Consider the following 11,376-nt stretch of genomic DNA (forward strand, 5'->3'; position numbering starts at 1 on the left):
TGCTGGTGATGGTCTGCTGTTTCGCAGGTCTGGCCCTGGCAGAAGAAAAGAACATCCTGGTCACCAGTGGCAGCGACCGGGCCACGCCCATCGCCGTGGTGCCCTTCGGTCTGCAGGGCGGCAGCGTGCTGCCCGAGGACATGGCCGACATCATCGGGACCGACCTGCGCAACTCGGGTTACTACTCGCCGATCCCTCGGCAGAACATGATCAGCCAGCCGAGCCAGGCCAGCGAAGTCATCTTCCGCGACTGGAAGGCCCTGGGCGCGCAATACGTGATGGTCGGCAGCATCACGCCGGCCGGCGGTCGCCTGCAGGTGCAGTACGCACTGTTCAACGTGGCCACCGAGCAGCAGGTCATGACCGGCAGCGTGTCGGGCACCGTCGATCAGCTGCGCGACATGTCGCACTACATCGCCGACCAGTCGTTCGAAAAACTTACCGGCATCAAGGGCGCGTTCTCGACGCGCCTGCTGTACGTCACCGCCGAGCGTTTCTCCACCGACAACACCCGCTACACCCTGCAGCGTTCGGACTACGACGGTGCGCGCGCCGTGACCCTGCTGCAATCCCGTGAACCGATCCTGTCGCCGCGCTTCGCGCCCGATGGCAAGCGTATCGCCTACGTGTCGTTCGAGCAGCGCCGCCCGCGCATCTTCGTTCAGCACATCGACACGGGTCGTCGTGAGCAGATCACCAACTTCGAGGGCCTCAACGGGGCGCCGGCCTGGTCGCCGGATGGCTCGCGCCTGGCCTTCGTGCTGTCCAAGGACGGCAACCCGGACATCTACGTGATGAACATGGGTTCGCGTCAGATCAGCCGCGTCACGGCTGGCCCTGGCATCAACACCGAACCGTTCTGGGGCAAGGATGGCAACACCCTTTACTTCACCTCCGACCGTGGCGGCAAGCCGCAGATCTACAAGACCGGTGTGAACGGCGGTGGTGCCGAGCGCGTGACCTTCGTGGGCAACTACAACGCCAACCCGAAACTCTCGGCCGATGAAAAGACGCTGGTGATGATTCATCGCCAACAAGGGTTCACCAACTTCAAAGTGGCTGCACAAGACTTGCAACGGGGAAGTGTAAAGATTCTCTCCGACACCAGTCTTGATGAATCGCCTACTGTTGCACCCAACGGCACCATGCTAATCTACGCCACCCGCCAGCAGGGCCGGGGAGTCTTGATGCTCGTCTCTCTCAACGGACGCGTGAGGCTCCCGCTTCCTACCGCTCAAGGCGAAGTCAGAGAACCGTCCTGGTCCCCCTACCTGAACTGATTGCGGCGTAATAACTTTGCTTAACACACTGGGGTTTCATTAGGAGTTTCACGATGGAAATGCTGAAGTTTGGTAAATTCGCTGCGCTGGCTCTGGCCATGGCTGTGGCTGTAGGTTGCTCCTCCAAGGGCGGTGACAATGCAGGTGAAGGTTCGGGCGCGGTAGACCCTAACGCGGGTTACAGCTCCGGCTCCAACAGCGGTGCCGTCGATGGCAGCCTGAGCGAAGAAGCCGCTCTGCGCGCTATCACCACCTTCTACTTCGAATACGACAGCTCCGACCTGAAGCCAGAAGCCATGCGCGCTCTGGACGTTCACGCCAAGGACCTGAAAGCCAACGGCAACCGTGTCGTTCTGGAAGGCAACACCGACGAGCGCGGTACCCGTGAGTACAACATGGCTCTGGGCGAGCGTCGTGCCAAGGCCGTTCAGCGCTACCTGGTTCTGCAGGGCGTTTCCCCTGCTCAGCTGGAACTGGTTTCCTACGGCGAAGAGCGTCCAGTAGCAACCGGTAACGACGAGCAGTCCTGGGCTCAGAACCGTCGCGTCGAACTGCGTAAGTAATTCGTCATGCGCATCGGCCGTCGTGTTGTAACCGTCCTCGCCCTCAGCCTGCCGCTCGCGGCCTGGGCTGCGGTCCCTGTCATCAATGACAATGCCGGCAGTGGTGGCTCCAGCAGCTATCCGCCAGCAGGTTACGGCACGAACGGCGCCTATGCCGGGGGTGGGGTTTCGACCCCGCCTTCGGCACAGGGTCAACTGTTCATGCAGTTGCAACAAATGCAGGACCAGATTTCAAGGCAACAGGGCATCATCGAAGAGCTGCAAAACGATGTGGCGCGCATGAAACAGGAAGGCCTGGAACGTTACCAGGACCTGGATCGTCGCCTCAGCAGCGCTCCGGCCCCCACTGCAACACCCGAGAATTCCGCTGGCAGCGCTGCTGCCGGCACGACCGCTTCGAACGCTGCAGCGCCTGCCGCTGGCAGCAGCGAACCCGGTGATCCGGCCAAGGAAAAGCTGTACTACGACGCTGCCTTCGACCTGATCAAGGCCAAGGATTTCGAAAAGGCCAGCCAGGCGTTCAATGCGTTTCTGCGCAAGTACCCCAACAGTCAGTACGCCGGCAACGCGCAGTACTGGTTGGGTGAGGTGAACCTGGCCAAGGGCGACCTGCCCAGCGCCAGCCAGGCCTTCGCCAAGGTGAGCCAGGCGTATCCCAAGCACAGCAAGGTGCCGGATTCGCTCTACAAGCTGGCCGACGTGGAGCGTCGCATGGGGCATACCGACAAGGTCAAGGGTATCCTCCAGCAGGTGATCAGCCAGTACCCAGGGACATCGGCTGCGCAACTTGCGCAGCGTGACCTGCAAAAGCTCTGACTCATGCCGTTCGTGAGAAACCCGCGCCCGTCGCGGGTTTTTCCGTTAGAATTCCCACCCTTTTTTCACCTACGCTGTCGCGGATAACGCCCTGTCGAGTCCGCGCCAGTGCCTGACGGAGGCGGTCAGCCTGTTCAGCTGGCCAGCCCATGGCGATCATGCAAGACACATTACGCATCACCGAAGTGTTCTATTCACTCCAGGGTGAAACCAGAACGGCCGGCCTGCCGACCGTTTTCGTTCGCCTGACCGGTTGCCCGTTGCGCTGCCAGTACTGCGACAGTGCCTATGCCTTCACCGGCGGCACGCAGCGTACCCTCGATGACCTCGTCGAGCAGGTCGCCGGTTTCCGTCCGCGCTACGTCTGCGTCACCGGTGGCGAACCCCTGGCCCAGCCCAATGCGTTGCCCTTGATGCAGCGCTTGTGCGACGCCGGCTACGAGGTGTCGCTGGAAACCAGCGGCGCGCTGGACATCTCCCAGGTGGATCCCCGCGTCAGCCGTGTCGTCGACCTGAAGACCCCAGGCTCGCTGGAAGCCCATCGCAACCGCTACGAGAACATCGAGCACCTGACCCGCAACGACCAGGTCAAGTTCGTCATCTGCTCACGCGAAGACTATGACTGGGCGGTGTCTCGGCTGATCCAGCACGACCTGGCGCAACGGGCCGGCGAAGTGCTGTTCTCGCCGAGCCACGGCCAGGTCAGCGCCACCGACCTGGCGGACTGGATCGTCGCCGACAACCTGCCGGTCCGTTTCCAGCTGCAGTTGCACAAGCTGCTGTGGAACGACGAACCGGGCCGCTGACCCAAGAGGACATCCCATGACAGAAAAACGCGCAGTCATCCTGCTGTCCGGCGGGCTCGATTCGGCAACCGTGGTGGCCATGGCTCAGGCCGAAGGGTACCGCTGCTACACCATGAGCTTCGACTACGGCCAGCGCCATCGTGCCGAGCTGCAGGCCGCGGCCCGGGTCGCCCGCGACCTGGGGGTCGTCGAGCACAAGGTGATTGGCCTGAGCCTCGATGGCATCGGCGGTTCTGCCTTGACCGACAGCACCATCGATGTGCCGGAAACACCCGCAGAGGGCATCCCCGTCACGTATGTGCCGGCGCGCAATACCGTGTTCCTGTCCCTGGCGCTGGGGTGGGCCGAGGTGCTCGAGGCGCAGGACATCTTCATCGGCGTCAACGCCGTGGACTACTCCGGCTATCCCGATTGCCGGCCCGAGTTCGTCGAGGCCTTCGAGCGCCTGGCTAACCTGGCGACCAAGGCCGGTGTGGAAGGGCAGGGGTTCCGCATCCAGGCGCCGTTGCAGAACATGAGCAAGGCGCAGATCGTCCAGGTCGGGCTGGCACGCGGTGTCGACTACAGCCTGACGGTATCCTGCTACCAGGCCGATGCCGATGGGCGTGCCTGTGGCAAGTGCGACAGCTGCCGACTGCGGGCGGACGGCTTCAGAAACGCCGGTGTCGCCGACCCGACCCGCTATTTCTGAAAAAATGTGCGCGCAGGGTATTGATTTCCCGTTAGAAATCAGTATTATACGCGCCATCCAACGGGTCGTTAGCTCAGTTGGTAGAGCAGTTGGCTTTTAACCAATTGGTCGTAGGTTCGAATCCTACACGACCCACCATATGCAGCACGAAAAAGCCCGCGTCCAGTCCTGGAGGCGGGCTTTTTCCGTTTCAGGCCCTGCTCGCCCGAGCGGTGCCGTGCGTACCACCCGGTGCTGCACGGTCCAAGCCAGGCACGGCGCCCGGGCTCAGGCCGGGGTGGCCTCCAGCTCGAACACCTCACGCACGTGGCGGCGGTAACTGTCGAAGGCCGCGATGGCCCCTTCGATGGCGTGCGCCTCTTGCGCCTCGCTGAGGGCCAGGCCATCCACGCCCGCGACGAATTCACGCCAATGCAGCGCACGCCCGTCAGGGTGCGGCGCCAGATGCCGGGCGCCTCGCTCGGCGTCCAGGCCCAGGCGTTGGGTCTGCTTGAACAGGAACGCCGCACCCAGGTTCGATCCCTCGCTGCAGTACAACCAGCCCAGCGCCTGGGCGAACGTGGCCTCGACCGGTGCGGGGGCTGGCGGTACCGCCACGCCCAGGTCGCGAAGGTCCTGCTGCACGGCGTCGAAGCGCGACAGCAGGTCCAGGCCCGGCAGGCGCCGATTGAGCGAAGGGTCGTGGTACAGCGCCTGCAGGCTGCCGTGAAAACGGTGCTGCACGGTCAGAAAGCGCACGTAGCGTTCGCGATCTTCGAAAGGCCGTACCGACATCACCAGCTGGTCGACGGTGTCATGATCGCTGCTGCTGACCGTTTTGAGGCGCTTGCAGCGTCCTGGCGCCGACGGGGAAGGGGCGGGTGCGTGCATGAAAAGCCTGTCGTCTCGAAGTAAAGGGTCATGATGCAGCCACGCCCGTGCCGACACAACACTGGCCTTGCCCAACCGCCGATTGGTAAGACGGCGCAAGGTGGTATCCTTGGGCACCCCGTGCGCGGCGCAGGTGCCGCGCGTTCCCCAAGGACAGCAATCGGTTCATTTCATGAAGAAATCTGTAGGTATTCTTTCCGGCCTGGTCGTCGCCATCGCCGTGGCCACCACCGCAGGCGCCTGGTACACCGGCGAGCGACTCCCCGCCGAACTCCAGCGCGCCGTGGAGCAGGGCAACCACGAACTGAGCAAGGCCGTGGTCGGCACCGGTGGCACCGTGACGCTCGAGCTGGCCTCGCTGGAGCGCCACTGGTTCAGCAGCGTCGCGCACTACCGTCTGGTCGCCCGCAACGTCAGCCTGGGTGCCGAGCCGCTGAACCTGGAGGTCGGCGTCGTCGATCGCATCGAACACGGCCCGTTCCCCTGGTCGCGGGTCAAGCGCCTGCAATTGTTGCCAGTGATGGCCGCCAGCAACAGCGAACTTGAGCGTTCCGAACAGACGCAGCCATGGTTCGATGCCGCAGGCGGCAAGACGCCCCTCAAGGCCCACACCGCGCTGGGCTACGCAGGCGGCGTGAAGACCGAGCTGGAGGCATTGCCGGTCAAGTTCACCGGTGACGACGGCAGCGCCGTGGCGTTCTCGGGCCTGAAGCTGTCGGTCGACGGTGACCGCGAAGGCAGCAAGGCCAAGCTCCATGGTGACGCCCAGCAGTTGCAGATGACCGTGGTGGTGCCCGAGCAATTGCCCGTGAAGTTCCAGTTCGACGGCATGAAGCTCGGTGGCGAGCTGGAGCGCAAGAACAAGGCCGACTTCTTCTTCGGCCACGTCGACATGAGTGTGGACGAAATGCGCATGGTCTTCGGGCCCGAGCAGAAGACGCTGCTGTTCAAGGGTGTCGAGCAGAACAACGTCTATACCGCCGAGGGTGAAGAACACCTGGGCGGCAGCGTGGAATACAAGACCGGCGAGATCAGCTATGACGGCCGCGCGCTGGGCAGCGCTGCCATGGTCATGAGTTTCAAGTCGCTGGACGTGCCGGCGCTGCAATCGCTAAGCGAGTGGTACCAGCAGTTCCTGCCCGAGATGCAGCAGGCCGCGGCCGAAGGGCGCCAATTCGTGCCGACCTTGTCGCCTCAGGACAAGCCCAAGGTCCATGCCGACCTGCACAAGGCCTTGTCGGCCAAGCCGCAGATCGCCCTGGAGCAATTGTCGTTCAAGACCGCGCGCGGTGAAAGCCGCCTGGTGCTCAAGACCGAGCTGAGCGACCCGGCGTCCTTCGACGTGCCCAACGATCAGCTGGCGCGCGAGATCGTCAGCACGGTGCACGGCAAGCTGGTGCTGTCCAAGCCGATGATCGCCGACCTGGTGGCCTTCCAGGGCCTGCTCGAAGGCCAGGCCGACCCGCAGACCATCGCCCTGCAGTCCAACCAGGCCGGCGAGATGGTCGGTGTCATGGCCGTGCAGAGTGGCCTGGCGACCGCACAGGGCGACGACGTGCTGGCCAGCTTCGAATACGCCAATGGCGCGGTCGAGTTCAATGGCCAGAAGATGACCGTCGAGCAGTTCGCTGCCTTCCTGCAGGCCCGCCTGGGCATGCTGGCACCGCGCGGCTGAAGCCTGCGCCGAGCCCCTGGGTGACGCCCGTCGCCTGGGGGGTTGCCCTGTAAAAAACGCTTTTGCCCGACTGCGATTGGCTGTAGCCTTCGGCGGCCATAATAACCCGTGCCCGCAGAGGGGCCGCGAAGGTCGCCGTGACCGTCCAGCACCCCTTGGCCGATCTGCCAGGGCCCGGCAGTACACTCGATTGACGCGCGTGCATGCGCTCAGGGTCCCGCGATCATGACTCAGATTTCCGAACGCCTGTTGGTTCAAGCCCACCTTGACGCCAAGCAGCCCGTCCCGCTCACGCCCGAGCAGGAGGCCGACTACCGCCAGGCCATCGCCGCCGAACTCAAGGCGCGCGACGCCGTGCTGGTGGCGCATTTCTACTGTGATCCGGTGATCCAGGCCCTGGCCGAAGAGACCGGTGGCTGCGTCTCCGACTCGCTGGAGATGGCCCGCTTCGGCAACCAGCATGCGGCCAGTACCGTGGTGGTGGCCGGCGTGCGTTTCATGGGCGAGACGGCGAAGATCCTCAATCCGGAAAAGCGCGTGCTGATGCCGACCCTGGAGGCGACCTGTTCGCTCGACCTGGGGTGCCCGGTGGAGGTGTTCTCGGCCTTCTGCGACCAGCACTCCGAGCGCACCGTGGTGGTGTACGCCAACACCTCGGCGGCGGTGAAGGCGCGTGCCGACTGGGTGGTGACCTCCAGTTGCGCGCTGGAGATCGTTGAAAGCCTGATGGACAACGGCGAGACCATTCTCTGGGGGCCGGACCAGCACCTGGGGCGCTACATCCAGAAACAGACCGGCGCCGACATGCTGATGTGGGACGGTGCCTGCATCGTGCACGAGGAATTCAAGTCGCGTCAGTTGGCCGACATGAAGGCGTTGTATCCGGAGGCCGCGATCCTGGTGCACCCGGAGTCGCCCGAGTCGGTGATCGACCTGGCCGATGCCGTGGGCTCCACCAGCCAGCTGATCGCCGCCGCGCAGCGCCTGCCGCACCGTACCTTCATCGTAGCCACCGATCGAGGCATCTTCTACAAGATGCAGCAGCTGTGCCCGGACAAGGTCTTCATCGAGGCGCCCACCGCCGGTAACGGTGCAGCCTGTCGCAGTTGCGCGCACTGCCCGTGGATGGCGATGAACACCCTGGAGCGAACGCTGGACTGCCTGCGCCAGGGCAGCAACGAGATCGTCGTCGATCCGGCCCTCGTGCCTCGGGCGATCAAGCCGCTCAAGCGCATGCTGGACTTCACCCAGGCGGCGCGCATGCGGGTGGCGGGCAACGCCTGAGGCGGCATGGGGTCGGTTCCTCAAGACGTGCTGTTCAGGTAAGGGGAAAGGCGCTCGGAAGGGGTGATGCCGCAGGGGCGGCGGGCCGTGGCATCAGCGCGCCCGTGACCTGCGCAGGGCTGCTCGCCCTCAGCGCATCATGTCCTTGACCATCCGCTCCTGGTCCAGCATTTCGCGCTGGCGCGCATCGATCCGCGAGGCCAGCTGGAAGTTGTCGCCCGCCCGGCGCTTGGCGAAGTCGAGCTGCTGGATCGCCTGATCGAAGTCCCCCACCAGCGCGAAGTATTCGGCCCGCGCCTGGTGCAGGCCGATGGTGTTGCCCGACAAGCCCCGCACCTCAGCCATGTCGTACCAGACGTCCGGGTCGTCCGAGCGGCTCTTGAGCAGGTCCTCAAGCACCTTCTCTGCCTCGGCCGGACGCTTGAGCTTGACCAGCAGGTCGGCACGGGCCTGCTTGAGCGGGTAGTTGCCTGGGTAGGAGGTGCGCAGCCGTTCGATGCGCTGCAGGGCGTCATCGAGACGATTGTTGGTGATGTCCAGTTCGATCTGCGCCAGGTTGTAGGTGATGTCGTCAGGCGCCTTGGCCAGCAAGGGCTTGAGCGATGCCCGTGCCTCGTTGAGCTGGCCGCCCTGGATCTGCGCCAGGGCCAGGCCGTAACGCGCGGCATCCAGGTTGGGGTTCTCGTCGAGCTGGGCGCGGAAGCGCTTGGCTGCCAACCCCGGCGTGCCTTCGTAGGTGAGCGCCACGCGCGCGCGGATCAGCTGGTAGCGCAGGCTGTCCTCGACGCCGCCCTTGGGCGCCTGTTCGGCACGGTTGCGGGTGTCGGCGATACGCGATTCGGTGACCGGGTGGGTCAGCAGGAATTCGGGCGGCTTGCCATCGAAGCGGTACTGACGCATGAGCCGCTCGAACATGGTCGGCATGTTGCGCGGGTCATAGCCGGCCTTTTCCAGGTTCTGGATGCCGATGCGGTCGGCTTCCTGCTCGTTCTGCCGCGAGAAGCGCCGCTGTTCCTGGATGGCCGCAGCCTGGGTGCCGGCGATGGTGGCGATCCCGGCATCGCCGCCGCCGGCAGCGGCCAGCACGATGCCGGCGAGCAGGGCAGCCATCATCGGCATCTGCATGCGCTGCTGCGCTTCGACGCCACGGGCGAAGTGGCGCTGCGACAAGTGCGCCAGTTCGTGGGCCAGGACCGAGGCGTACTCGCCTTCGGTCTGGGCATTGAGGAACAGCCCGCCGTTGACCCCGACGATGCCGCCCGGTGCGGCGAAGGCGTTGAGTTCGCGGCTGTCGATCAGGATGAACTCCAGGCGCCGGTCCTGCAGCTGGCTGGTTTCGGCCAGGCGGTAGACGCTGGTTTCCACATAGTCCTTGAGCTGTGGGTCACTGAGCTGGCGTACCTGGCTGCGCAGCAGGCTGAGCCAGGCCCGGCCCAGCTGGTGTTCCTGCTGTGGCGAGACGATCGCGGAGCTGGCATCCCCCAGTGACGGCAGGTCGTCGGCATAACCCGGCAGGGTCGTCAGCAAGGCCAGCGTCAGCAGGGCGGGGCGCAGTGGATTCATGCAGCGAGCTCGCGTCGGTCAAAGAGGCCTACTGTAGCCGGCTCGCACGGCAACGACCAGTGGCGGTATCCTAGGCGCCCCTGGCCCACGCGTCAGGGCCGCCCGTTCGCCCTGGAGACCGACCATGTCCGACCCTTTGACCTGCGCTGCCGAACTCGACGCGCGTGGCCTCAACTGCCCGCTGCCCTTGCTCAGGGCGAAGATGGCGCTCAATGCCCTGGACAGCGGCGCCGTGCTCAAGGTGATCGCCACCGATGCCGGGTCACAGCGCGATTTTCGCAGCTTCGCGCAGCTTTCCGGGCATGTCTTGCTGCAGGAAGCGACCGAGGCCGGCGAGTTCACCTACTGGCTGCGCAAGGCGTGAGCCGACTTCAAGGAACCCCGATGTTCAACGTGTTTCGCACCTGGATCCAGCGCTATTTCTCCGATGAGGAAGCCGTGGTGCTGGCCGTCTTGCTGCTGCTGGCCTTCACCGCCGTCCTGACCCTGGGCGGGATGCTCGCCCCTGTGCTGGCCGGCATGGTGCTGGCGTTTCTCATGCAAGGGCTGGTCAATGCCCTGGAGCGCCTGAAGGTGCCGACAGGAGTGGCAGTGGGGCTGGTCTTCACCCTGTTCATGGGTGCGCTGGCGGTGTTCCTGCTGGTGCTGGTGCCGCTGCTCTGGCATCAGTTGATCACCCTGTTCAACGAGTTGCCGGGCATGCTCGGCAAGTGGCAGTCGCTGTTGCTGCTGCTGCCGGAGCGCTACCCGCACCTGGTGTCCGACGAGCAGGTGCTGCGCGCCATCGAGTCGGTGCGCGGCGAGATCGGCAAGTTCGGCCAGTGGGCGCTGACCTTCTCGCTGTCGAGCCTGCCCCTGCTGGTCAATGCCATGATCTACCTGGTGCTGGTGCCGATCCTGGTGTTCTTTTTCCTCAAGGACCGCGAGCTGATCGCGCGCTGGGTCAGCGGCTACCTGCCACGCGAACGAGCGCTGCTCACGCGGGTAGGCGACGAGATGAACCGCCAGATCGCCAACTATATCCGTGGCAAGGGCATCGAGATCCTGATCTGTGGCATCGCCACCTACATCGCCTTCATCAGCCTGGGGCTCAACTACGCGGCGCTGCTGGCGCTGCTGGTGGGCCTGTCGGTGGTGGTGCCCTACGTGGGCGCCGTGGTGGTGACCGTGCCGGTGACCTTGATCGCGCTGTTCCAGTGGGGGTGGGGCGACCAGTTCATCTACCTGATGGCGGTGTACGCGATCATCCAGGCGCTGGACGGCAACGTGCTGGTGCCGCTGCTGTTCTCCGAGGCGGTGAGCCTGCACCCGGTGGCGATCATCTGCGCGGTGCTGCTGTTCGGCGGGTTGTGGGGGTTCTGGGGGATCTTCTTCGCCATCCCGCTGGCGACCCTGTTCAAGGCCGTGCTCGACGCCTGGCCACGGCGCGAGCCGGAGGTGGCGCCGTTGCTCTGACGGCGTCCTGCCAGAGGGCGCTCCTACACCCGTAGCCACACCACAGTGTCGCAGGCCATCGCAGTTACCTGTGGGAGTCCGCCCGCCGCCCTGGCGCCGCGCTGTCGCGCAGAGAATAGGGCGATAGCTGGTAGGATCCGAAGCTTCATTGCTAATCGATTTAGGGCCGCTTTGCGGCCCATCGCGGCACAGGGGCCGCTCCTACACCCGTAGTCCCACTGCGGGGTTGCAGGCTATCGCGGTCATCTGTGGGAGATTCTATGGTAATTGCCAAGGACTCAAGCGGCTTTTGGACGATATTCCTCTCCGCTTCTGATCAGGGCAAAGACCACCCGAGCCAGCTTGCGGGCCAGCATGACCAGGACTTGGGTCT

Annotated in this window: 11 protein-coding genes and 1 tRNA gene; 10 read left to right on the forward strand and 2 right to left on the reverse strand. The window is 64.6% G+C overall.

Annotated features, from left to right (window positions below; translation table 11 throughout):
• Nucleotides 1-8: 8 nt before the first annotated feature.
• The 6 genes from tolB to G7Z99_RS11990 all read left to right on the forward strand — a co-directional run bounded on the left by tolB (nt 9) and on the right by G7Z99_RS11990 (nt 4,294).
• Entirely contained in the window at nt 9-1,280 is a 1,272-nt protein-coding gene (gene tolB, locus G7Z99_RS11965) for a Tol-Pal system beta propeller repeat protein TolB (RefSeq protein WP_219854194.1), read from the forward strand.
• Nucleotides 1,281-1,333: 53 nt separating this feature from the next.
• Nucleotides 1,334-1,843, forward strand: coding sequence for a peptidoglycan-associated lipoprotein Pal (gene pal, locus G7Z99_RS11970; RefSeq protein ID WP_060392911.1), 510 nt, complete (start codon nt 1,334-1,336; stop codon nt 1,841-1,843).
• 6 nt (nt 1,844-1,849) lie between these two features.
• Nucleotides 1,850-2,659, forward strand: coding sequence for a tol-pal system protein YbgF (gene ybgF / locus G7Z99_RS11975; RefSeq protein ID WP_181094066.1), 810 nt, complete (start codon nt 1,850-1,852; stop codon nt 2,657-2,659).
• A 158-nt stretch (nt 2,660-2,817) separates the two neighbouring features.
• Nucleotides 2,818-3,465, forward strand: a complete 648-nt coding sequence (gene queE, locus G7Z99_RS11980; RefSeq protein ID WP_181094068.1) for a 7-carboxy-7-deazaguanine synthase QueE — start codon at nt 2,818-2,820, stop codon at nt 3,463-3,465.
• 16 nt (nt 3,466-3,481) lie between these two features.
• On the forward strand, nt 3,482-4,156 hold the full coding sequence (gene queC / locus G7Z99_RS11985; RefSeq protein ID WP_181094070.1) for a 7-cyano-7-deazaguanine synthase QueC: 675 nt from the start codon (nt 3,482-3,484) through the stop codon (nt 4,154-4,156).
• Between the two features lie 62 nt (nt 4,157-4,218).
• Nucleotides 4,219-4,294, forward strand: a tRNA-Lys gene (locus G7Z99_RS11990).
• 129 nt (nt 4,295-4,423) lie between these two features.
• Here the strand turns inward: G7Z99_RS11990 and G7Z99_RS11995 are convergent.
• A complete protein-coding gene (locus G7Z99_RS11995; RefSeq protein WP_181094073.1) occupies nt 4,424-5,026 on the reverse strand; it encodes a biliverdin-producing heme oxygenase in 603 nt (200 codons plus the stop codon).
• Nucleotides 5,027-5,198: 172 nt separating this feature from the next.
• On the opposite strand from G7Z99_RS11995, the gene G7Z99_RS12000 reads away from it, so the two are divergent.
• Together G7Z99_RS12000 and nadA are read left to right on the forward strand one after the other, a co-directional pair.
• Nucleotides 5,199-6,701: a YdgA family protein gene (locus G7Z99_RS12000; protein ID WP_181094075.1), complete on the forward strand. Its 1,503-nt coding sequence runs from the start codon at nt 5,199-5,201 to the stop codon at nt 6,699-6,701.
• 225 nt (nt 6,702-6,926) lie between these two features.
• Nucleotides 6,927-7,985, forward strand: a complete 1,059-nt coding sequence (nadA, locus tag G7Z99_RS12005) for a quinolinate synthase NadA (protein WP_181094077.1) — start codon at nt 6,927-6,929, stop codon at nt 7,983-7,985.
• Between the two features lie 129 nt (nt 7,986-8,114).
• Here the strand turns inward: nadA and G7Z99_RS12010 are convergent, their stop codons facing one another.
• Nucleotides 8,115-9,548, reverse strand: coding sequence for a M48 family metalloprotease (locus tag G7Z99_RS12010; protein WP_181094079.1), 1,434 nt, complete (start codon nt 9,546-9,548; stop codon nt 8,115-8,117).
• A 124-nt stretch (nt 9,549-9,672) separates the two neighbouring features.
• Here G7Z99_RS12010 and G7Z99_RS12015 point away from each other — a divergent pair, with 124 nt between their 5' ends.
• Together G7Z99_RS12015 and G7Z99_RS12020 are read left to right on the forward strand one after the other, a co-directional pair.
• Nucleotides 9,673-9,912 carry a sulfurtransferase TusA family protein gene (locus G7Z99_RS12015; protein WP_181094081.1) on the forward strand — a complete coding sequence of 80 codons (240 nt, stop codon included), beginning with the start codon at nt 9,673-9,675 and terminating at the stop codon, nt 9,910-9,912.
• A 20-nt stretch (nt 9,913-9,932) separates the two neighbouring features.
• The gene (locus G7Z99_RS12020) at nt 9,933-11,003 is read left to right on the forward strand and encodes an AI-2E family transporter (RefSeq protein ID WP_181094083.1); all 1,071 of its coding nucleotides are present in this window, start codon (nt 9,933-9,935) and stop codon (nt 11,001-11,003) included.
• Nucleotides 11,004-11,376 lie beyond the last annotated feature (373 nt).

Origin of the sequence: Pseudomonas entomophila, from assembly GCF_013523165.1 — a bacterium.
In the GTDB taxonomy this organism is placed as follows: Bacteria; Pseudomonadota; Gammaproteobacteria; order Pseudomonadales; family Pseudomonadaceae; genus Aquipseudomonas; species Aquipseudomonas entomophila_A.